Annotated in this window: 19 protein-coding genes and 1 pseudogene; 17 read left to right on the top strand and 3 right to left on the bottom strand. The window is 62.5% G+C overall.

What is annotated here, in order from left to right; genetic code table 11:
- Positions 1 to 282 precede the first annotated feature (282 nt).
- The 15 genes and pseudogenes from paaF (at position 283) to paaZ (ending at position 16,848) form a co-directional block, all read left to right on the top strand.
- Positions 283 to 1,056: a 2,3-dehydroadipyl-CoA hydratase PaaF gene (gene paaF, locus AB4O40_RS08310; protein ID WP_056722539.1), complete on the top strand. Its 774-nt coding sequence runs from the start codon at positions 283 to 285 to the stop codon at positions 1,054 to 1,056.
- Positions 1,057 to 1,107: 51 nt separating this feature from the next.
- Positions 1,108 to 1,899 carry a 2-(1,2-epoxy-1,2-dihydrophenyl)acetyl-CoA isomerase PaaG gene (paaG, locus tag AB4O40_RS08315; RefSeq protein WP_056722541.1) on the top strand — a complete coding sequence of 264 codons (792 nt, stop codon included), beginning with the start codon at positions 1,108 to 1,110 and terminating at the stop codon, positions 1,897 to 1,899.
- A gap of 3 nt (positions 1,900 to 1,902) precedes the next feature.
- Positions 1,903 to 3,420, top strand: a complete 1,518-nt coding sequence (gene paaH / locus AB4O40_RS08320; RefSeq protein ID WP_056722543.1) for a 3-hydroxyacyl-CoA dehydrogenase PaaH — start codon at positions 1,903 to 1,905, stop codon at positions 3,418 to 3,420.
- A complete protein-coding gene (gene paaI / locus AB4O40_RS08325) occupies positions 3,413 to 3,862 on the top strand; it encodes a hydroxyphenylacetyl-CoA thioesterase PaaI (RefSeq protein ID WP_046042837.1) in 450 nt (149 codons plus the stop codon). Before paaH ends, paaI begins: the two co-directional genes overlap by 8 nt.
- Entirely contained in the window at positions 3,855 to 5,066 is a 1,212-nt protein-coding gene (pcaF, locus tag AB4O40_RS08330; RefSeq protein ID WP_460055046.1) for a 3-oxoadipyl-CoA thiolase, read from the top strand. Before paaI ends, pcaF begins: the two co-directional genes overlap by 8 nt.
- A gap of 99 nt (positions 5,067 to 5,165) precedes the next feature.
- Positions 5,166 to 6,491, top strand: coding sequence for a phenylacetate--CoA ligase PaaK (gene paaK / locus AB4O40_RS08335; RefSeq protein WP_056722547.1), 1,326 nt, complete (start codon positions 5,166 to 5,168; stop codon positions 6,489 to 6,491).
- 1,059 nt (positions 6,492 to 7,550) lie between these two features.
- Entirely contained in the window at positions 7,551 to 8,540 is a 990-nt protein-coding gene (paaA, locus tag AB4O40_RS08340) for a 1,2-phenylacetyl-CoA epoxidase subunit PaaA (RefSeq protein ID WP_056722549.1), read from the top strand.
- A gap of 132 nt (positions 8,541 to 8,672) precedes the next feature.
- Positions 8,673 to 8,954: a 1,2-phenylacetyl-CoA epoxidase subunit PaaB gene (gene paaB, locus AB4O40_RS08345; protein ID WP_007943393.1), complete on the top strand. Its 282-nt coding sequence runs from the start codon at positions 8,673 to 8,675 to the stop codon at positions 8,952 to 8,954.
- Between the two features lie 8 nt (positions 8,955 to 8,962).
- The gene (paaC, locus tag AB4O40_RS08350) at positions 8,963 to 9,724 is read left to right on the top strand and encodes a 1,2-phenylacetyl-CoA epoxidase subunit PaaC (protein WP_460055041.1); all 762 of its coding nucleotides are present in this window, start codon (positions 8,963 to 8,965) and stop codon (positions 9,722 to 9,724) included.
- Positions 9,711 to 10,244 carry a 1,2-phenylacetyl-CoA epoxidase subunit PaaD gene (gene paaD, locus AB4O40_RS08355; protein WP_056722553.1) on the top strand — a complete coding sequence of 178 codons (534 nt, stop codon included), beginning with the start codon at positions 9,711 to 9,713 and terminating at the stop codon, positions 10,242 to 10,244. Before paaC ends, paaD begins: the two co-directional genes overlap by 14 nt.
- Before the next feature lie 34 nt (positions 10,245 to 10,278).
- Positions 10,279 to 11,355, top strand: coding sequence for a 1,2-phenylacetyl-CoA epoxidase subunit PaaE (gene paaE, locus AB4O40_RS08360; protein ID WP_223541393.1), 1,077 nt, complete (start codon positions 10,279 to 10,281; stop codon positions 11,353 to 11,355).
- A gap of 126 nt (positions 11,356 to 11,481) precedes the next feature.
- Positions 11,482 to 11,790, top strand: a complete 309-nt coding sequence (locus AB4O40_RS08365) for a DUF485 domain-containing protein (RefSeq protein ID WP_046042846.1) — start codon at positions 11,482 to 11,484, stop codon at positions 11,788 to 11,790.
- A complete protein-coding gene (locus tag AB4O40_RS08370) occupies positions 11,787 to 13,433 on the top strand; it encodes a cation acetate symporter (protein WP_056722557.1) in 1,647 nt (548 codons plus the stop codon). Before AB4O40_RS08365 ends, AB4O40_RS08370 begins: the two co-directional genes overlap by 4 nt.
- Positions 13,434 to 13,467: 34 nt before the next feature.
- Entirely contained in the window at positions 13,468 to 14,721 is a 1,254-nt protein-coding gene (locus tag AB4O40_RS08375; protein ID WP_460055036.1) for an OprD family porin, read from the top strand.
- Positions 14,722 to 14,779: 58 nt separating this feature from the next.
- Positions 14,780 to 16,848: pseudogene (gene paaZ, locus AB4O40_RS08380) on the top strand (phenylacetic acid degradation bifunctional protein PaaZ).
- Between the two features lie 118 nt (positions 16,849 to 16,966).
- Here paaZ and AB4O40_RS08385 read toward each other — a convergent pair.
- The 3 genes from AB4O40_RS08385 to AB4O40_RS08395 are packed head-to-tail and all read right to left on the bottom strand — an operon-like array spanning position 16,967 to position 20,436.
- Positions 16,967 to 17,875 carry a helix-turn-helix domain-containing protein gene (locus tag AB4O40_RS08385; protein WP_460055033.1) on the bottom strand — a complete coding sequence of 303 codons (909 nt, stop codon included), beginning with the start codon at positions 17,873 to 17,875 and terminating at the stop codon, positions 16,967 to 16,969.
- Complete coding sequence (locus AB4O40_RS08390) at positions 17,872 to 19,290, bottom strand: aminotransferase (protein ID WP_409078897.1); 1,419 nt, start codon at positions 19,288 to 19,290, stop codon at positions 17,872 to 17,874. The genes AB4O40_RS08385 and AB4O40_RS08390 overlap by 4 nt, the downstream gene beginning before the upstream one ends.
- A gap of 39 nt (positions 19,291 to 19,329) precedes the next feature.
- Entirely contained in the window at positions 19,330 to 20,436 is a 1,107-nt protein-coding gene (locus AB4O40_RS08395) for a polyamine ABC transporter substrate-binding protein (protein ID WP_056722567.1), read from the bottom strand.
- Positions 20,437 to 20,653: 217 nt separating this feature from the next.
- On the opposite strand from AB4O40_RS08395, the gene AB4O40_RS08400 reads away from it, so the two are divergent.
- Positions 20,654 to 21,436, top strand: coding sequence for an enoyl-CoA hydratase-related protein (locus AB4O40_RS08400; RefSeq protein ID WP_460055029.1), 783 nt, complete (start codon positions 20,654 to 20,656; stop codon positions 21,434 to 21,436).
- A complete protein-coding gene (locus tag AB4O40_RS08405; protein ID WP_223541391.1) occupies positions 21,433 to 22,614 on the top strand; it encodes an acetyl-CoA C-acyltransferase family protein in 1,182 nt (393 codons plus the stop codon). Before AB4O40_RS08400 ends, AB4O40_RS08405 begins: the two co-directional genes overlap by 4 nt.
- Positions 22,615 to 22,729: the final 115 nt, after the last annotated feature.

Below are 22,729 nucleotides of genomic sequence, written 5' to 3' on the forward strand. Positions count from 1 at the left end.
AAGACTAAAAACCGTATCACTTGAAACGCACCTTTCCGACGAATACCCGTGCTCCCCTAAAATCGCCATAAAACCCAATGTTTTCTGGGTAAAACCCGCTATCCACCACCTTTAAGCAGAAAGCCTTAAAATCAAAACCACCACCAATAAGACACATTAAATCTATTTTTGTATTGCATTTACGTATCACGTTATAGCTATACTTGGGCAAAACCGGCCCCCTGCGGCCGATCCAATAACGAGCCGGCACCACGCCGAGCGTGCACCGTGAGAGCATCCGCCATGCCTCTGACCCTTGCCGTCGAATTGATCGAGCCTGGCGTCCGCCTGATTACCCTGCAGCGCCCGCAAGCCCTGAACGCCCTGACCACCGAGTTGCTGGGCGAGCTGGCCGCTGAACTGAACATCGCCCAAGCCGACCCCGACACCCGGGCCGTGGTCCTTACCGGCAGCCGCAAGGCCTTCGCCGCCGGTGCCGACATCAAGGAAATGGCCGAGCGCAACCTGGTCGGCATCCTCGACGACCCGCGCCAGGCTTCGTGGCAAACCATCACCTGCTTCAGCAAACCGCTGATCGCCGCGGTCAACGGCTTCGCCCTCGGTGGTGGCTGCGAACTGGCGATGCACGCCGACATCATCATTGCCGGTGAAGACGCCCGCTTCGGCCAGCCGGAAATCAACCTCGGAATCATGCCCGGCGCCGGTGGCACCCAACGCCTGCTGCGTGCCGTCGGCAAATCCATGGCCATGCAAATGGTGCTGACCGGCGAGCCGATCGACGCCCGCCAGGCCCAGCGCGCCGGCCTGGTCAGCGAAGTCACCCAGCCGGAATTCACCGTCGAGCGCGCCCTGCACATCGCCCGCAGCATTGCGGCCAAGGCACCGTTGGCGGTGCGCCTGGCCAAGGAAGCACTGCTCAAGGCCATGGACACCGACCTGGCCAGCGGTCTGCGTTTCGAGCGCCACGCCTTCACCGTGCTGGCCGGCACCCGCGACCGCGACGAGGGCATTGCAGCCTTCCAGGAAAAACGCAGCCCGACTTACACCGGGCAATAAAGCGGCCACTGACATCCGAATTCGAACGACTGCCAAGAGAACGCCAAGACCATGAACTTCGAACACATCCTGTTTTCCATCGACGCCGGCGTCGCGCTGCTCAGCCTCAATCGGCCGGAACAGCTCAATAGCTTCAACACCCAGATGCACGGCGAAGTGAAGGAAGCGCTCAAGCAAGTGCGGCAGAACCCGGACGTGCGCGTACTGCTGCTGACCGGTGAAGGGCGCGGCTTCTGTGCCGGGCAAGACCTGAGCGACCGCAATGTCGCGCCGGGCAGCGCCGTGCCGGACCTGGGCGAGTCCATCGAGAAGTTCTACAACCCGTTGATCCGCCAGTTGCGCGACCTGCCGCTGCCGGTGATCTGCGCGGTCAACGGTGTGGCGGCCGGGGCTGGCGCCAACATTCCGCTGGCCTGCGATCTGGTACTGGCGGCACGTTCGGCCAGTTTCATCCAGGCGTTCTGCAAGATCGGCCTGATCCCGGACTCCGGCGGCACCTGGACCCTGCCGCGTCTTGTCGGCATGGCTCGGGCCAAGGCTTTGACACTGCTGGGCAATCGCCTTAGCGCCGAACAAGCCGAGCAATGGGGCTTGATCTACCAGTGTGTGGACGACGCCGATTTGCGCGACGAAGCGCTGAAACTGGCCCGCCACCTGGCGACCCAGCCGACCTACGGCCTGGCGCTGATCAAGCGCAGCCTCAACGCCAGCCTGAGCAACAGCTTCGACGAACAGCTTGAGCTGGAAAAAGACCTGCAACGCCTGGCCGGGCGCAGCGAGGACTACCGTGAAGGCGTCGGTGCCTTCATGGAAAAACGCGCCCCAAGTTTCAAGGGGCGCTGAGTCATGAGCGCACTGAACACCAACGCACGCATCGCCGTGATCGGCGCCGGGGCCATGGGTGCCGGTATCGCCCAGATCGCGGCCCAGGCCGGCCATCCGGTATTGCTGCTGGACAATCGTCCCGGCGCTGCTGCTCAAGCGATTGAAGGCATTGATCGGCAACTGGGCAAGCGAGTCGAGAGCGGCAAGCTGTCCGCCGAATCGCGCAGCGCGACGATTGCCCGCCTGCAAGCGGTGGAAGCCATCGAAGTCCTGGCCGACTGCGACCTGATCATCGAAGCCATCGTCGAGAACCTCGAGGTCAAGCGCGCGCTGTTCCGCCAGCTCGAAGGCATCTGCGGCGAGCATTGCATCCTCGCCAGCAACACCTCGTCGCTGTCGATCACCAGCATCGCCGCGCAGCTTGAACATCCACAACGCCTGCTCGGCCTGCACTTCTTCAACCCGGCACCGGTCATGGCGCTGGTGGAAGTGGTCTGCGGCCTGGCCAGCGATCCGGCGCTCGCCGAGTGCCTGTACGACACCACCAGGGCCTGGGGCAAAAAACCGGTGCACACCCGCTCCACGCCGGGCTTTATCGTCAACCGCGTGGCCCGGCCGTTCTATGCCGAAAGTCTGCGTCTGTTGCAGGAAGGCGCGGCCGATTGCCCGACCCTGGATGCGCTGATGCGCGAAGCCGGTGGTTTTGCCATGGGCGCGTTCGAACTGACGGATTTGATCGGCCACGACGTCAACTACGCCGTGACCTGCTCGGTGTTCGACGCCTATTACCAGGACACGCGCTTCCTGCCGTCGCTGATCCAGAAAGAACTGGTGGACGGCGGGCGCCTGGGACGCAAGAGCGGCCAGGGTTTCTACAGCTACGCCCAAGGCGCGGAGCGCCCGCACGCCACTGAAATCAGCAGCGCTGCAAAGGTCGGGGTTTGTGCCGTGGAAGGCGACCTCGGTATCGCCAAAGGCTTGCTCCCACGCTTGCATGAACAAGGCGTCGAGATCGTCCAGCGCGACGGCCAAGGCTTGCTGCGGGTCGGTGATGCCGTGCTGGCCTTGAGCGACGGGCGCACGGCCTGCCAGCGGGCTCGCGAAGACGGGCTGCGCAACCTGATCCTGCTGGACCTGGCGTTCGATTACGGCAATGCCAAACGCATCGCCATCAGCCATGCGGCAGGCATTGATCCGCAGGCCCTCGAACAAGGCGTTGCCCTGCTGCAACGGGCCGGCCTCAAGGTCAGCCTGCTCAGCGACAGCCCGGCCCTCGCCGTCCTGCGCACCGTGGCGATGCTCGCCAACGAGGCCGCCGACGCCCTGCTGCAAGGCGTGGCCTCGGCCGCCGACATCGACCTGGCTATGCGCGCCGGGGTCAATTATCCGCAAGGGCCGCTGGCCTGGGCCGATGCCATTGGCCTGTCGCACATTCTTGAAACGCTGGAAAACCTGCAAGCCAGTTATGGCGAAGAACGCTACCGGCCGTCGCTGCTGCTGCGCCGTCGCGTCGCCGAAGGGAGAACATTCCATGACTAACCATGAATCCATGACCCTGGCCAGTGAATGCGCGCAATCGCTGTTCCAGCGCGACGCCGCCAGCCAGGGCATGGGCATGCGCCTGCTCTCGGCCGGGCCCGGTTGCTCGCGAGTGGGCATGACCGTGCGCGCCGACATGGTCCAGGGCCACGGCACCTGCCACGGCGGCTACCTGTTCGCGCTGGCTGATTCGGCGTTCGCCTTTGCCTGCAACAGCTACAACGAAGCCACCGTGGCCATCGGTTGCAGCATCGACTACATCGCCCCGGCACGCCTGGGTGACACGCTGAACGCCGACTGCATCGAGCAGAGCCGTTCCGGTCGCACCGGCAACTATGACGTGCGCATCGAAAACCAGCAGGGCCAGTTGATCGCCCTGTTCCACGGCAAATCCTACAAAGTGCGCGGCCCGGTGCTGACGCAGGAGACCCCCAATGAATGACGCCTTGATCATCGACGCAGTCCGGACCCCGATTGGCCGTTACGCCGGCGTCCTGAGCAGCGTGCGCGCCGACGACCTCGGTGCGGTGCCCCTGCGCGAACTGCTGCGCCGTCACCCACAAGTGGACTGGAACACGGTCGATGATGTGATCTACGGCTGCGCCAACCAGGCCGGCGAAGACAACCGCAACGTCGCGCGCATGTCGGCGTTGCTGGCCGGGTTGCCGGTCAGCGTGCCGGGCACCACCCTCAATCGCCTGTGCGGCTCCGGACTCGATGCCATCGGCACCGCCGCCCGGGCCATTCGCAGCGGCGAAACCGGGCTGATGCTGGTCGGTGGCGTCGAATCCATGTCCCGCGCGCCGCTGGTGATGGGCAAGGCCGAGCAGGCGTTTTCCCGGTCGGCCGAAATCTTCGACACCACCATCGGCTGGCGCTTCGTCAATCCGCTGATGAAAAAGGCCTACGGCATCGACTCCATGCCGGAAACGGCAGAGAACGTCGCCGAACAGTTCAACATCTCCCGGGCAGATCAAGATGCGTTCGCCCTGCGTAGCCAGCAACGCGCTGCTGCCGCCCAGGCCAACGGACGTCTGGCCGGGGAAATCGTCGCGGTGGAAATCCCACAGCGCAAAGGCCCGGCCAAAGTGGTCGAGCACGACGAACACCCGCGTGGCGACACCACCCTTGAACAGTTGGCCAAACTCGGCACGCCGTTCCGCGAAGGCGGCAGCATCACCGCCGGCAACGCCTCCGGAGTCAACGACGGGGCCTGCGCCCTGCTGCTGGCCAGCCCGGAAGTCGCCAAACGCCACGGCCTGACCGCCCGTGGTCGGGTCGTGGCCATGGCCACTGCCGGCGTTGAACCACGGATCATGGGCATCGGCCCGGTGCCGGCCACCCGCAAGGTGCTGGAGGTGGCCAACCTGAGCCTGGCCGACATGGACGTGATCGAACTCAACGAAGCCTTCGCCGCACAAGGCCTGGCGGTGCTGCGCGAGCTGGGCCTGAGCGACACCGATCCACGGGTCAACCCCAACGGCGGCGCCATCGCCCTGGGCCATCCACTGGGCATGAGCGGCGCACGTTTGGTCACTACTGCCCTGCACGAACTGGAAGAACGTAACGGCCGCTACGCCCTGTGCACCATGTGCATCGGTGTAGGCCAGGGGATCGCGCTGATCATCGAGCGTCTATCCCACTAAAGAATCGCGATTCCCAAGGAGCCGAGAGGTATCCTTGGGGCATGCACTCAAAGCCCTTGTGCAAAAGGGCTGGAACACAAAAACAATTCGAGTGAACACATGAACATGCCAATAGCCAAAGCCGTGCTGGATCCTGTGCTGGACCCGCTGGAAACCGCCAGCATCGACGAGTTGCGCCAGCATCAGCTGGAGCGCCTGCGCTGGAGCCTGAACCACGCCTACAACAACGTGCCGCTGTACCGTCAGCGTTTCGATGCGTTGGGCGTGCACCCGGACGACATCAAGTCCCTGGACGACCTGGCGAAATTCCCTTTCACCACCAAGTCCGACCTGCGGGACAACTACCCCTATGGCATGTTTGCCGTGCCGATGCACGACATCGTGCGCCTGCACGCCTCCAGCGGCACCACCGGCAAACCCACCGTGGTCGGCTACACCCAGAATGACATCGACACCTGGGCCAACGTGGTGGCGCGCTCGATCCGCGCTGGCGGTGGCCGACGTGGCGACAAGGTGCACATTTCCTATGGCTACGGCCTGTTCACCGGCGGCCTCGGCGCGCACTACGGCGCCGAACGCCTGGGTTGCACGGTAATTCCGATGTCCGGTGGCCAGACCGAAAAACAGGTGCAACTGATCAAGGATTTCCAGCCGGACATCATCATGGTCACGCCGTCCTACATGCTCAACATCGCCGATGAAATCGAGCGCCAGGGCATCGACCCGCACAAACTGGCCCTGCGCCTGGGCATCTTCGGCGCCGAGCCGTGGACCGCCGAACTGCGCAGCGCCATCGAACAACGCCTGGGCATCACCGCCCTGGACATCTACGGCCTGTCGGAAATCATGGGGCCAGGTGTCGCCATGGAATGCGCGGAAACCAAGGACGGCCCGACCATCTGGGAAGACCACTTCTACCCGGAAATCATCGACCCGGTCACCGGCGAAGTGCTGCCGGACGGGCAGATGGGCGAACTGGTGTTCACGTCCCTGAGCAAAGAAGCCCTGCCGATGATCCGCTACCGCACCCGCGACCTGACGCGCCTGCTGCCGGGCACCGCACGGCCGATGCGACGCATCGACAAGATCACAGGGCGCAGCGATGACATGCTGATCATCCGCGGGGTCAACGTGTTTCCGACGCAGATCGAGGAACAGGTTCTGAAAGTCAAACAACTTGCCGAGTGCTATGAGATCCATCTGTATCGCAATGGCAACCTGGACAGCGTGGATGTGCATGTCGAGCTCAAGGCTGAGCACCAGCACCTGACCGATGAACAGCAGAAGGCTGTTTGCGGGGAGTTGAGCAAGCACATCAAGACGTACATCGGGATCAGTTCGCGGATTGTTTTGCAGCCGTTTCATTCGATCAAGCGGTCGGAGGGCAAGGCTTGCCACGTGCTGGATAAACGTCCTAAAGCATGACTGCTGCACCCTTTATGGCCCCGCTTTTTGCGGGGCTTTTTTTTGCCGGGGCTTTACTGGCTCTGGAGCCGAGCGCAATCCCTGTGGGAGCGAGCTTGCTCGCGATGGCTTTGTGTCAGTCGATGATTGTTTTGTGGGTGTACATATCCGTTGCTGCGGTAACGGCCACTTAGGGTTTCGCTCTTACAGCGAGTCACTTGGAAAAGCGGAACGCCGCCCGGCCCCAAGTAACCAAGGGCTCTTGCCCCTGACATTCGGCCTCACGAGGGGGCGTACACCGCAACAGCGTCCGAGGTGGCCTACCGGCCGGCCTGTTTGCTGGGGTCGTTCGTCTGGGAGGTACCTGGTCAGCCGGTAGACCGCTATCGTCGGAACGCCGCCCGGACCAAGCTCACTCCCGCAGGTACTCAGTACATCAGCAAGATTTCGGTCGGCTGGCAGGCCGTCTTCGCGAGCAAGCCCGCTCCGACAATTGGACCGTATGCAGCAGCAAAACCAGGTCGGCTGGCAGGCCGCCATCGTCGGAACGCCGCCCGGACCAAGCTCGCTCCCACAGAAGAGCAAAAGCAGAGCAGCTCACACCGCGCCGCTTCTCACCACTCATCAGGCCGAGCGTTAGCTCGCCTGCAGCTCTTGATCTTGATCCACCCGCCCCCTCGGCAGGCTGAGCGGAGGCGTTCATCCGGGGATGGGCGCGCAGCGCCGTTCGGCGCAGCCGAACACATCGAGAGGAGGTCGAGCGAAGCCGACCGGAGGCGATGCCCCCGGATGAATGCCGGAGCGAAGGAACCCCGAGCCTTAGCGAGGGGCCGTACGTTCGGGGCGAGCGTTTTTTTGCTTACTTTTTTTAGGCGCTTGTAAAAAAAGTAAGTCGCCGTAAGGGCGAAACCGCCAGCCGCCGCTACCCAAGAAACGGATATGTACCCCCTCCCAAAGAACCACCCCCCCAAAGCGATACAAAAAACAAATACGACACGTCATTTTGTGTTTGATATTAAATTCTGTATCGCTTATAAAGTCCCCCATGCCCCAGAACAGATTCAAGGCGGGAACTCAAAAATGTACGCACAGCTCGTAGAAACAGGCGTCAAGCGCATCAAGGACCTCTCGGAGATGTCCGAACAGGAACGCGCCTTCCAGGAAAAAATCGATTCAGAAATCAAGATCGAAGCCAAGAACTGGATGCCAGATGCCTATCGCCAGACCCTGGTCCGGCAGATTTCCCAGCACGCCCACTCCGAAATCGTCGGCATGCTGCCCGAAGGCAACTGGGTCACCCGCGCGCCGTCGCTCAAACGCAAACTGCAACTGATGGCCAAGATCCAGGACGAAGCCGGCCACGGCCTGTACCTGTACAGCGCCATGGAAACCCTGGGCGCCGACCGCGACGAAGAAGTCGCCAAGCTGCACAGCGGCAAGGCCAAGTACTCGAGCATCTTCAATTACCCGACGCTGAACTGGGCCGACATGGGCGCGGTGGGCTGGCTGGTGGATGGCGCGGCGATCGTCAACCAGGTGGTGCTGCAGCGCACCTCCTACGGCCCGTACTCCCGGGCGATGATCCGCATCTGCAAGGAAGAGAGCTTCCACCAGCGCCAGGGCTACGAAATCCTCCTGACCATGATGCGCCACGGCAACCAGGCGCAAAAAGACATGGTCCAGGACGCGATCAACCGCCTGTGGTGGCCGTCGCTGATGATGTTTGGCCCGAGCGACGAACACTCGCCGAACAGCGCCCAGTCCATGGCCTGGAAAATCAAGCGCCAGAGCAACGACGAACTGCGCCAGCGCTTCATCGACCAGACCATCCCGCAACTGGAGCTGCTGGGCTGCACCTGCCCCGACCCGGACCTGAAATGGAACGCCGAACGCGGTCATTACGACTTCGGCGAAATCCAGTGGAACGAATTCTACGAAGTGCTCAAGGGCAACGGCCCGTGCAACCAGGAACGCGTCGCCACCCGCCGCAAGGCGATTGAAGACGGTGCCTGGGTCCGTGAAGCCGCCGTCGCCCACGCCCGCAAAAAACAAAACAAGAACGCCGCATAAGGCAATCCGCCCCCCTGTAGGAGCTGCCGAAGGCTGCGATCTTTTGATCTTGATCTTCAGCGGTTTCGAAGCCGCCAAAAGATCGCAGCCTGCGGCAGCTCCTACAGAAGCAATCGATGTGGAGTAACTGAAATGTCCGAGTGGACCCTCTTCGAAGTCTTCGTGCGCAGCAAGCACGGCCTCAACCACAAGCACGTCGGCAGCGTACATGCCGCCGACACCACCATGGCCATCGAGAACGCGCGCGAGCTCTACACCCGTCGCAGTGAAGGCGTGAGCCTGTGGGTGGTGCCTTCGGCATTGATCACCGCCTCGTCGCCAGACGAAAAAGACCCGCTGTTCGATCCGTCGGACGACAAGGTCTACCGCCACGCCAGCTTCTACGAGCTGCCGGCCGAAGTCGGGCACATGTGAGGTCGACCATGGACAACAAGACTGATCTGATCGAATACCTGCTGCGCCTCGGCGACAGCACCCTGATCCAGGGCCAGCGCCTGTGCCAATGGTGCGGCAAGGCCCCGGCGCTGGAAGAAGAGCTGGCGCTGATGAACGTCGGCCTCGACCTGGTGGGCCAGGCGCGCAACTGGCTAGAATACGCCGCTGAACTGCTGGACGACGGCCACGATGCCGATCACCTGGCGTTCCGTCGTGACGAGCGCGCTTATCGCAACCTGCTGCTGGTGGAACAACCCAACGGGGACTTCGCGGTGACCATGCTCAAACAGTTCCTGTATGACGCCTGGCATCTGCCGGTGCTGCAGGGCCTGAGCCAGTCCAGCGACGAACGCATTGCCGGGATCGCCGCCAAGGCGGTGAAGGAAGTGACTTACCACCTGCGCCGCTCCGGCGAGTGGATCGAGCGTATGGGTGACGGCACCGAGGAAAGCCACAAGCGCATGCTCGCGGCCATCCCCGAAGTCTGGCGCTTCACCGTCGAACTGATCGCCTTTGATGCCAGCGAGCAGCACTTGTGCGAAGCCGGCATCACCCCGGACATCGCCAGCGTGGCCGCCCAGTGGCAGGCCAAGGTCGAGCAGATTTTCACCAGCGCTACCCTGCCCGTTCCTGCGGCGCCGAACTACTTCTATCTGAATGCACGCAAGGGCCTGCACACCGAACACCTGGGCATCCTGCTGGCCGAAATGCAGTTCCTGCCACGAGCGTACCCCGATGCAACCTGGTGAGCTGATCGCCAGCGACCTCGGTGCCCGGCCGGCTCAACCGACCGACCTGGCTGCCGCGTGGGCGATTCTGGCAGAGGTCATGGACCCGGAAGTGCCCGTGGTCAGCGTGGTCGACCTGGGCATCGTCCGGGACCTGGACTGGCAGGCCGGCCACCTGCACGTGGTGGTCACGCCGACCTACTCCGGTTGCCCCGCCACCGAAGTGATCGAGAGCGACATCCGCGAAGCGCTGGAACTCGCCGGATTCAAGGCGCCGCAATTGGAGCGCAAGTTGACCCCGGCCTGGACCACCGACTGGATCAGCGCCAGCGGTCGCGAACGCCTGCGCGCCTACGGCATCGCACCGCCCGAGGGCAGCACCAGCAAACGCAGCCTGCTCGGCGAAAGCCCGCAGGTTGTGTGCCCGCAATGCGGCAGCGCCCACACCGAGGTCCTCAGCCAGTTCGGCTCCACCGCCTGCAAGGCGCTGTACCGCTGCGTCGATTGCCGGGAACCGTTCGACTATTTCAAGTGCATCTGAGCGGCGAATCGGCCGTCCCAGCTGGAGAACAACAATGAGCAAATTTCACAGCCTGACCATCAAGGACGTGCGCGCCGAGACCCGTGACGCGGTGTCCATCGCCTTCGAGATTCCGCAGCACTTGCAGGACAGCTTCCACTTCACCCAGGGCCAGCACCTGGTGATGCGCACCCAACTGGACGGCGAAGAAGTACGCCGCTCCTATTCGATCTGCACAGGGGTCAACGACGGTGAACTGCGCATTGCCGTCAAACGTGTCACCGGCGGACGTTTCTCGGCGTTTGCCAACGAACAGCTGAAAGCCGGACACACCCTGGAAGTGATGCCGCCCGCCGGGCACTTCTGCGTCGAACTCGACCCGGCACGCCATGGCAATTACCTGGCCGTGGCGGCGGGCAGCGGCATCACGCCGATCCTGTCGATCATCAAGACCACCCTGCAAACCGAGCTCCACAGCCGCGTCACCCTGCTGTACGGCAACCGCTCCAGCTCCGGCGCGCTGTTCCGCGAGCAGCTCGAAGACCTGAAAAACCGCTACCTGCAACGCCTGAACCTGATCTTCGTGTTCAGCCGCGAGCAGCAGGATGTCGACCTGTACAACGGCCGGATCAACGCCGACAAGTGCGAGCAACTGTTCAGCCGCTGGCTCGACGTCAAAGCCCTCGACGCGGCATTCATCTGTGGCCCGCAGGAAATGACCGAGACCGTGCGCGACAGCCTCAAGGCCAAGGGCATGCAACCTGAGCGCATCCATTTCGAACTGTTCGCCGCCGCCGGCAGCGAGCAAAAACGCGCCGCCCGCGAAGCCGCCCGGCAAGTGGATGCGGCGGTCAGCCAGATCACCGTGATCAGCGACGGCCGCGCCCTGGCCTTCGACCTGCCGCGCAACAGCATGAGCATCCTCGAAGCGGGCAACGAGCAAGGTGCGGAGCTGCCCTACTCGTGCAAGGCCGGCGTGTGCTCGACCTGCAAGTGCAAGGTCATCGAAGGCGAAGTGGAAATGGACAGCAACCACGCCCTGGAAGACTACGAAGTGGCCGCCGGCTACGTGCTGTCGTGCCAGGCCTTCCCGATCAGCGACAAGGTGGTGCTGGATTTCGATCAGCTCTGAAAGATCGCAGCCTTCGGCAGCTCCTACAGGGGATGTGCTTGCCCGGATGCCTGTGTAGGAGCTGCCGCAGGCTGCGATCTTTTCAACCGTTTCACCCAAAACAAAAACAACAAAGGAGCGCGCGTCATGACACCCCAGGAAGTAGAACTCATTCGCCAGCACCCGGATTTCATCCAGCTGGTTCGCCGTAAACAGAAGCTGTACTGGTCACTGAGCCTGGCCATGCTGGTGATTTACTACGGCTTCGTGCTGTTGGTGGCTTTCTCCCCTTCTACCCTCGGCCAATCCTTGAGCGGCGGCGTGACCACCGTGGGCATGCTGGTGGGTGTCGTCATCGTCGGGCTGGCCTTTGCGCTGACCGGGTTCTATGTCTATCGCGCCAACAACGTGATCGACCCGCTGAATGAAAAACTCAAGCAGGAGTGCGCCCGATGAACCGCCTTCTCGCGCTGTTCCTGCTGCCGCTGGCGGCTGTCACTGATGTTGCGATGGCCGCCGACGGCGCGTCCCGTCCGCTGAACTGGAACGCCATCGGCATGTTCCTGGTGTTCGTACTGTTCACCCTTGGCGTCACTCGCTGGGCGGCACTTCGCACCCGCTCAACCAGCGACTTTTACACCGCTGGCGGCGGCATGACCGGTTTCCAGAACGGCCTGGCGATTGCCGGCGACATGATCTCGGCAGCCTCGTTCCTCGGCATTTCCGCGATGATGTTCCTCAATGGCTACGACGGTTTGCTCTACGCCTTGGGCGTGCTGGCCGGCTGGCCGATCATCCTGTTCCTGATTGCCGAACGCCTGCGTAACCTGGGCAAGTACACCTTTGCCGACGTGGTTTCCTATCGCCTGGAACAGACCCCGGTGCGCCTGACCTCGGCCTTCGGCACCCTGACCGTGGCCCTGATGTACCTTGTGGCGCAAATGGTCGGCGCCGGCAAGCTGATCGAGTTGCTGTTCGGCATCGACTACCTCTATGCGGTGATGCTGGTCGGCGTGTTGATGGTGTTCTACGTGACCTTCGGCGGCATGCTCGCCACCACCTGGGTGCAGATCATCAAGGCGGTGATGCTGTTGTTCGGCACCAGCTTCATGGCGTTCATGGTGCTCAAGCACTTCGGTTTCAGCACTGAGGCGATGTTTGCCGGTGCCACCGCCGTGCATGCCAAGGGCAACGCGATCATGGCCCCCGGCGGTTTGCTGTCCAACCCGATCGACGCGATTTCCCTGGGGCTGGGCATGATGTTCGGCACCGCCGGCCTGCCGCACATCCTGATGCGCTTCTTCACCGTCAGCGATGCCAGGGAAGCGCGTAAAAGCGTGTTCTACGCCACCGGTTTCATCGGCTACTTCTACTTGCTGCTGATCATCGTCGGCTTCGGCGCCATCGTCATGGTCGGCACCGATCCGGCGTTCCGTGACGCCAGCGGCGCGATCATCGGCGGCGGCAACATGATCGCCGTGCACCTGGCCCAGGCAGTAGGCGGCAACCTGTTCCTCGGCTTCATCTCGGCGGTCGCCTTCGCCACCATCCTGGCGGTGGTTGCCGGGCTGGCGCTGTCCGGCGCCTCGGCCGTGTCCCACGACCTGTATGCCTGCGTGATGCGCAAGGGCCAGGCGAGCGAGCAGCAAGAGATGCGCGTGTCGCGAATCGCCACCCTGTGCATCGGTGTGCTGGCGATCATCCTCGGCCTGCTGTTCGAATCGCAGAACATCGCCTTCCTCTCAGGCCTGGTGCTGGCCATCGCCGCGTCGGTGAATTTCCCGGTGCTGTTCCTCTCGATGTACTGGAAAGGCCTGACCACCCGCGGCGCGGTCCTCGGCAGTCTGTCCGGACTGGTTTCGGCGATTGTGTTGCTGGTGCTGAGCCCCGCGGTGTGGGTCAACGTGATGCATCACGACAAGGCGCTGTTCCCGTACTCCAACCCGGCACTGTTTTCCATGAGCCTGGCGTTCTTCAGTGCATGGCTGTTTTCCGTCACCGACACCTCGCCCCGTGCAGCCCTTGAGCGTGGCCGTTATCTGGCGCAGTTCATCCGCTCGATGACCGGCATCGGTGCCACCGGCGCCAGCAAACACTAAACGACGACCGAACAGTTGGCAGGGAATAAAAATAATGACACCCGCACGTACCACGTCTTACCCATCACTGTTTTCACTGGCCGCCGCATTGACTCTGCCCATGATCGCGCCTTGCGCCATGGCCGACTTCATCGGCGACAGCAAGGCCCGTATTGATATGCGCAACCAATACATCAACCGTGACTTCCGTCAGGACAACGCGCCGCAATCCAAGGCCGAAGAATGGGCCCAGGGATTCACTGCGCGCATTGAGTCCGGGTTCACCGACGGCACCTTCGGTTTCGGTCTCGACGCACTGGGGGAGCTGGGGCTCAAGCTCGACTCCAGCCCGGACCGCCGTGGTACCGGCCTGCTGCCGTTCGGCCCGCAGAGCCATGAGCCCGACGACAATTACAGCGAACTGGGCCTGACCGGCAAATTGCGGGTCTCCAAAAGCGTGTTGAAGCTCGGCACCCTGCAACCCTTGTTGCCAGTGGTGACCTACAACGACACACGCTTGTTGAGCTCGACCTTTGAAGGTGGCTTGCTGACCAGCCAGGAAATCGACGGCCTGACGGTAAATGCCGGACGCCTGACCAAGGCCAACCTGCGCGACTCCTCCAGCAACGATGACATCGGCTACGCCGCCGCCACCAGCGATAGCTTCGACTTCGGCGGCGGCAGCTACGCGTTCAGTCCGCAACTGAACCTGAGCTACTACTACGGCAAGCTCGACCAGATCTATCGCCAGCAATTCGCCGGACTGGTGCATACGCAACCGCTGGGCAACGGCTTCAACCTGCGCAGCGACCTGCGTTATTTCGACAGCCGGGGCGACGGCGCCGAACGGGCCGGGCGCATCGACAACCGCAACTTCAACGGCATGTTCACGCTGTCCCACGGAGCCCACAAGGTCAGTGCCGCCTACCAGCAATTGTCCGGCGACAGCGCCTTTCCGTTCCTCAACGGCGGCGATCCGTACGTGGTCAACCTGGTGACCTTCAACACCTTTACCCGCGCCGACGAGGATTCCTGGCAGCTGCGTTACGACTATGACTTCGCGGCGCAAGGCATTCCCGGCCTGACCTTCATGACCCGCTACACCGACGGCAGCCATGTCAACGCGGGCAGGGTCGACAACGGCAGCGAATGGGAGCGCGACACCGATATCAACTACGTCATCCAGAGCGGTGTGTTCAAGAACGTCAGCCTGCGCTGGCGCAACGTGACCTTCCGTTCCGGCAATGGCTTGACGACCGACCTGGATGAAAACCGGCTGATCGTCGGCTACACCCTGGCGCTTTGGTAATTCCCGAATGGCGCGGTCGCGACCGCGCCACACCCCTTCATAACCAGGAGCAATCGTGATGTCTCACGCCCCTACCCTGCATGCCCCTACCCTGCAGAGTTTCATCGCCGGTCGCTGGATCGGCCAACAGGGCGCACAAGTGCTGCGCAGTGCCATTGACGGCCATGAAATCGCCCGCACCCATGAGGAGCGCCCGGACTTCGCCGAGGCCATCGAACATGGCCGTCGCCAGGGCATCAGCGGCTTGATGGCGCTGGACTTCCAGCAACGCGCCCAGCGTCTCAAGGCTTTGGCCTTGTACCTGAGCGAGCGCAAAGAACAGCTCTACGCGATTTCCCACCACAGCGGCGCGACCCGCGCCGACAGCTGGATCGACATCGAGGGCGGCAACAGCACGCTGTTTACCTATGCCAGCCTCGGTTCGCGGGAGCTGCCGTCGGGCAATATTGTCCACGAAGGCCCGGCCATGCAGCTGAGCAAAATGGGCACCTTCGCCGGCACTCATATTCTGGTGCCTCGCGGCGGTCTGGCGGTGCACATCAACGCGTTCAACTTCCCGATCTGGGGCATGCTGGAAAAGTTCGCCCCGAGCTTCCTCGCCGGCATGCCGTGCATCGTCAAACCGGCCAGCGCCACCAGCTACCTGACCGAAGCCGTGGTGCGCCTGATGGACGAATCCGGCCTGCTGCCAGCGGGCAGCCTGCAACTGATCATCGGCAGCACCGGCGACCTGCTTGACCGCCTGCAAGGCCAGGACGTGGTGACCTTCACCGGTTCCGCCGACACCGCGGCCAAGCTGCGGGTCAACCCGAACCTGATCCGCAATTCGGTGCCGTTCAACGCCGAAGCCGACTCACTGAACTGCGCCATTCTCGCCCCGGACGTGACCCCGGATGATGAAGAGTTCGAGCTGTTCATCAAGGAAGTCGCCCGGGAAATGACCACCAAGGCCGGGCAGAAATGCACCGCCATCCGCCGCGCCATCGTGCCGGCCAAACACATCGATGCAGTTGCTACCCGCTTGCGTGATCGCCTGGCCAAAGTGGTGGTCGGTGATCCGTCGGTGGAAGGCGTGCGCATGGGCGCACTGGCTTCCCACGACCAGCACAAAGACGTGGCCGAACGCCTGGAAGCGCTGTTGCAGAGCAGTGACATGCTGTTCGGTGCCCGCGATGGTTTCGAACCCCGTGGTGAAAATGTCGACAAAGGCGCGTTCTTTGCTCCGACCCTGTTGCAGGCCCGCGACCCCCATGCCGAGGGCGGTGCCCACGACATCGAAGCGTTCGGCCCGGTCAGCACCCTGATGGCCTACGACGATCTGGACGAAGCACTGGCCCTGGCCGCGCGCGGCAAAGGCAGCCTGGTGGCCAGCCTGGTGACCAAGGATCCGCAAATCGCCGCCAAGGCCATCCCGGTCGCGGCGGCCTGGCACGGTCGTTTGCTGGTACTGGATCGCCATTGTGCCGGCGAATCCACCGGCCACGGCTCGCCGCTGCCACAACTCAAGCACGGCGGCCCGGGGCGTGCCGGCGGTGGTGAAGAACTCGGCGGCCTGCGCGCGGTGAAACACTACCTGCAACGCGCGGCGGTGCAAGGTTCGCCAACCATGCTGGCGGCGGTCACCGGTGAGTACGTGCGCGGGGCCAAGGTCATCGAGACCGAGGTACATCCGTTCCGTCGCCACTTCCAGGACCTGCAGATCGGCGAATCGCTGCTGACTCACCGCCGCACCGTCACCGAAGCGGACCTGGTGAATTTCGGCTGCCTGTCGGGCGACCACTTCTACATGCACTTCGACGACATCGCCGCCAAGGAATCGCAGTTCGGCAAGCGCATCGCCCACGGCTACTTCGTACTGTCGGCGGCGGCCGGCCTGTTCGTCTCCCCGGCGTCGGCCCGGTGCTGGCCAACTACGGCCTCGACACCCTGCGCTTCATCAACCCGGTCGGCATCGGCGACACCATCCAGGCGCGCCTGACCTGCAAACGCAAGATCGACCAGGGCAAGAAGAGCCCGCAAGGCGTTCCGCAAGGGGTGGTGGCTTGGGATGTGGAAGTGACCAACCAGTTGGGAGAGTTGGTAGCCAGTTATGACATTTTGACTTTGGTGGTCAAGCGTGAGGACTAATCCTTAAAGTCAAAAGATCGCAGCCTGCGGCAGCTCCTACAGGGATTGGGTGCATTCGCGAAATGGCGGTTGTACCGGATCGGTGTAGGAGCTGCCGCAGGCTGCGATCTTTTGCTTGTTAATGCCTGCGCAACCACTCGATAAACAGTGCAAACAACTCCGACTGCGAACCCACCTCCAGCTTCAGGTACAGGTTCTTGCGGTGCATGCGCACGGTTTCCGGTGAGATGTTCATCTGGCTGGCCGTGGATTTCACCGAATGCCCGCGCAACACCATGTGCGCCACCTGCCGCTCACGCTCGGTGAGCAAGTCGCTGCCGAAATGCTCGAACGCCGACTGCACCCGGTGCTTGAGATCATCGCGCACGCCCTGCTCTTTATCGCACTGGATCTCGCCACTGCGCAGCAATCCACGCTGACTGAACTCGCTGATGAATTCACGCACCAGCGGTTCCACGGCGCGCAGCAGGTTCAGCTGTTCGGCGCTCAGGCATTCACCGCCGAAGCCCTGATAGAGGCTGACGGAAATCTTCGTGTCATTGCCGGTATCGACGATGTAGTAGCTGTCTTCCGAACAGCCAGCCTTCAGGTAATAGGATTTGTAGTAGTCACTGTCGAAGAAATTGTCCGGGGCAATTTCCTCCAGGTGATAGAAGCCTTGCGCCAAGCCCTGCTCCACCGCCAGGCAGAACGGGTCGAGCAAATAACCCCCGGCAAAATAGCGTTCCAGGATCGACACCTGATACTCCTGGGCGATCCCGCGCTGATGCAGCAACTGGGGCGCGCGGTCCTTGCGCTCCAGGCTGATCATCATCGACTCGACGGACACCAGTTGCGCCAACGCTGACGCCAGGTGTTGCAGGGCGTCGGGCTCATCGACATGGGCGAATGCCTCGCGCATTCCCCCATGCCATTTGTGCAATGCCCCGAAGGGCACCGCGATCAGCGTATCGTCGTCTGGTTTGCTCATGCCCCGCAGTCTAGCGGCTGGACAAGCCCTTGGTAACAGCCTGACTGACGAAATCATTGGCCCGCGTACTGTCCGCTCGCTTCAAGCTCGGCGGCCACCTCCAGAATGCATTCGCGCAGGGTCTCGACGATTTCATCGACCTGGGCAAACGTCAGGATCAATGGTGGCGACATCACGTTGAGGTGCATGATCGGCCGCACCAGCAAGCCCCGGGCCTGGGCCCGCACATGGATTTTCTCGCCAATGTTGATCTCGTCGGGGAACAGCGCCTTGGTGCGTTTATCGGCGACGAACTCCACGCAGGCCATGAGTTTCTGGCAGCGCACATCCCCCACCAGCGGCAAGCCTCGCAGGGTTGCCAGGCGCTCCTCCAGATAAGCGCCCACCGTATCGACATGGGCCAGCAGGTTTTCCCGCTCGATGATCTCGATGTTCTTCAGCGCCGCCGTGCAGCACACCGGATGCCCGCTGTAGGTGAAACCGTGGGTGAAGCAGCGGCCCTTGCCCGGTTCGGCGATGACTTTCCAGATGCGTTCGGAAAAGATGCACGCACCCAGTGGCAGGTAGGCCGAGGTCAGGCCCTTGGCGGTGGTGATGATGTCGGGCTGCACGTCGAACACATCATAAGAGGCAAAGAACTTGCCCAGGCGCCCGAACGAGGTCACCACTTCGTCGGCGACGAACAAAATGTCGTAGCGCTGGCAGACGTCCCACATGCGCTTGAGATAGCCCTGGGGCGGAATGATCACTCCGCCCGAGCCCATGATCGGCTCGGCGAAAAACCCGGCGACCTTGTCCGCGCCAATCGAGAGGATCTTGTCTTCGAATTCCTTGACCAGGAACTCGAGGAACTGCGCCTCGTCCATTCCATCAGGGGCGCGGTACGGGTTGGGGTTGGAGACGTGGTGGATCAGCGGGTTGGCGTAATCGAACTCCGGCACCCGGTCGGCCGCCTTGTTGCCGATCGACATGGTCAGGGTGGTGGAGCCGTGATAGGCGTTGAACCGTGCGATGACGTGCTTCTTCTCGGGTTTGCCACGGCAGTTCTGGTAGTACTGGATCAGCCGGTAGGCAGTGTCCACGGCGGTGGAGCCGCCGGTGGTGAGGAACACATGGTCGAGGTCGCCGGGGGCCAGGCTTGCGAGTTTTTCGCACAGCTGAATCGCCACGTTGTTCGACATGTCGGAAAACGGATTCGAATAGGCCAACTGACGGACCTGGTCAGCGATGGCCTCGGCCATTTCTTCACGGCCCAAACCGATGTTGGTGCACCACATGCCGCCCACCGCATCGAGAAAGCGGTTGCCTTGGGTGTCGTAGATATAGGCGCCATCGCCTGCGACGATGTTCAAGGAACCCTGCTCGGCGTGTTCGTCGAACACGTGATAGCCGTGCATATGGTGAGCCTTGTCGGCCTTGACCAGCCGGGACTCGTCCGCTGGGGAAAAAACGCTGCGTGTAGGCGTTGCCATAAATAAACCTCTAATCGAAATGACTAACGATCGAACCCATCAGATGCCGCTTTTCACCGTGCTCCAGACCCGGGTAATCGCCCGCATGTCCTTGGCGTCCTGGGTCTTCTGCGGAAACAGCCGCTCGCGAGTTTGCGCATCGGGATAGATCGCCGGGTTGTTGCGCACATCGGCGTTCAACAACGGCGTGGCGGCGGCGTTGCTGTTGGCGTAGTTGATGAAATCGCTCACGTCCGCCATCACCTGCGGCTGCATCAGGTACTCGAGAAACTTGTGGGCATTAACGACGTGGGGCGCGTCGGCGGGGATGTACAGGTTGTCGAACCAGATCAGCGAGCCTTCCTTGGGGATGAAGTAGGCCAGGTCGATCTTCTTCTTGGCTTCCGCGGCGCGGGCCATGGCGGTGGCGTAGTCGCCGGACCAGGTCATGGCCATGCACACGTCGCCGTTGGGCAGGCTGGTCAGGTAATTGACCGAGTCGAACTTGCGGATGTACGGCCGTACCGACAGCAGCAAGTCCTGGGCGGCTTTCAGATCCTCCGGTGCGGCGCTTCTCGGGTCGCGTCCCAGGTACTTCAGGGCCATGGGGATGACTTCGGTCGGGGCATCGAGCAGGGTCACGCCGCAATCGGCGAAGCGCGAGACGATCTTGGGGTCGAAGATCATCGCCAGCGAGCCGATCGGCGCGTCCGGCATGCGTTCCTTGATCTTGTCGACGTTGTAGGTGACGCCGTTGCTGCCCCAGGTATAAGGCGCCGAGTAGGCGGTGCCCGGGTCATACCCTTGCAGATCCTCCAGGACTTTCGGGTCCAGGTTGGTCCAGCCCGGCAGCAGCTTCTTGTCCAGCGGCTGGAACACCTTGGCCTTGATCAGCGGTGGCGCCAGGGAGGCGTTCAACACGATCAGGTCATAACCGGAGTGGCCGGTGAGCAGCTTGGCCTGTACCGTTTCATAAGAATCGAAGGTGTCGTAGACCACCTTGATACCGCTGGCCTTTTCGAAATCGGCGATGGTTTTTTCACCGATGTAGTCCGCCCAGTTGTACAGCCGCAGCGTATTACTGCCGTCCACCTCGGCGGCGTAGGCATGAAAGGTCAGCGGTACAACAAACAGACTGGAAATCACCTTAAGCAGCGTCTTGCCCATAGCAAATGCACCTTATAGCGAGTTCGGCTCTGGATGAGCGGATGCCCTCACTATTGGTCGATTCGCCGGGCGCGGCCATACCCCGAATGGGTGTGTGTCGCTTTTTGGCGCACCGGCATGGCAAAAAGCGGCAGTGCAGTTGACCCGTTTTGCCATAGATCCGGAGTTTGTCCGGCGCTTAAAGTGGCAGCCCTGAACCGACCCTGCAGAGCCTGCGATGACCGACCTGATCAAACACGAGCAACGCGACGGCGTGTTGACGCTGACCATCGACCGTCCGGACAAGCTCAACGCACTGAACAACGCTATGTACACGCAACTGGCCGAGCTGTTGCTGGCCGCCGACGAAGACCCGCAGACCGGCGTGATCATCCTCACCGGTGGCCCGGCGTGCTTCACCAGCGGCAACGACCTGGTGGATTTCCTGCAAAATCCGCCCACTCATCTGGACGCCCCGGCGTTCTATTTGATGAAGGTCGTTACGCGCCTGCAAAAACCGCTGATCGCGGCAGTCTGCGGGGCGGCCATCGGCATCGGCACCACCTTGCTGCTGCATTGCGATCAGGTACTGGTCACCCGCAACGCCAAGCTGCGCATGCCGTTCGTCAACATCGGCCTGTGCCCCGAATTCGGCGCCAGCCTGTTGCTGCCCCGCCGCCTCGGCCACGCCCGCGCCGCGAGCCTGCTGCTGTTGGGCAACGGCCTGGACGGCAACGAAGCGGTGGCCTGGGGCCTGGCCAACGAAGCCTTCGATGACGGCGAACAATGCCTGGCGGCGGCGACAAAAATCGCCCAGCGCTTCCTGGCCGTCCCCCAGCAAGCCTTGCGCCAGTCCCGGCAGCTGATGAAACAGGCTTCCCTGGCCGAACTGGAAGCCACCCTGCGCGAAGAAAACACGCTGTTCATTCAGCGCCTGAACACCGACGAGGCGAAAACCGCCTTGAACGCCCTGCTCAATCGCAGTACAGATAAGAATCCACCGAAAGGAAACCAGCCATGAACACTCCAGAAATCTACGTCGTCAGCGCCGCCCGTACCGCCATCGGTACATTCGGCGGTTCGCTCAAGGACGTGCCACCGGCCGACCTCGCGACCACGGCCGTAAAGGCCGCCCTGGAGCGAGCCGCCGTGGACCCGGCGCTCGTTGGCCATCTGGTGATGGGCAACGTGATCCCGACCGAAACCCGCGATGCCTACATCTCCCGCGTCGCGGCGATGAACGCCGGCATTCCGAAGGAAACCCCGGCCTACAACGTCAACCGCCTGTGCGGTTCGGGCCTGCAAGCGATCATCAACGCCGCCCAGACCCTGATGCTCGGCGATGCCGACATCGTCGTCGGTGCCGGTGCCGAATCCATGAGCCGCGGCCCGTACCTGATGCCATCCGCCCGTTGGGGTTCGCGCATGGGCAACGCCCAGGTCATCGACTACATGCTCGGCATCCTGCATGACCCCTTCCATGGCATCCACATGGGCATCACCGCCGAGAACGTCGCCGCACGCAACGGCATCACCCGCGAAATGCAGGACGCCCTGGCATTCGAAGACCAGAAACGCGCGGCCCACGCGATTGCCAACGGCTACTTCAGCGAGCAGATCGCGACCGTGGAAATCCAGGATCGCAAAGGCGTCAAACTGTTCAGCGTCGACGAGCATCCGCGCGCCACGTCCCTGGAACAGCTGGCGGCGATGAAGCCTGCGTTCAAGAAGGACGGCTCGGTCACCGCCGGCAACGCCTCGGGCCTCAACGACGGCGCCGCCGCACTGGTCATGGCCAGCGGCAACGCGGTCCAGGCCAACAACCTGAAACCCCTCGCCCGCCTGGTCAGCTACGCCCACGCCGGCGTAGAACCGGAATTCATGGGCCTGGGCCCGATCCCGGCCACCCGCCTGGCGCTCAAGCGCGCTGGCCTGACCGTCGCCGACCTGGACGTGATCGAAGCCAACATCGCCTTCGCCGCCCAGGCCTGCGCCGTCAGCCAGGAACTCGATCTTGATCCGGCCAAGGTCAACCCGAACGGTTCGGGCATCGCCCTGGGCCACCCGGTGGGCGCAACCGGCGCGATCATCGCCACCAAGGCCATCCACGAACTGCACCGCACCGGCGGCCGTTACGCGCTGGTGACCATGTGCATCGGTGGTGGCCAGGGGATTGCGGCGATTTTTGAACGCGTCTAAGCAACAGCTGTAAAAAAGGCCGGTGATCGCGCAGATCACCGGCCTTTTTTACATTTCCGCGAGCCGATTGTTTGCTACCTGACCACCGGCAGTAAAAATCAACTACCTGACCCAC

The organism is Pseudomonas sp. S2_F07, from assembly GCF_054668325.1.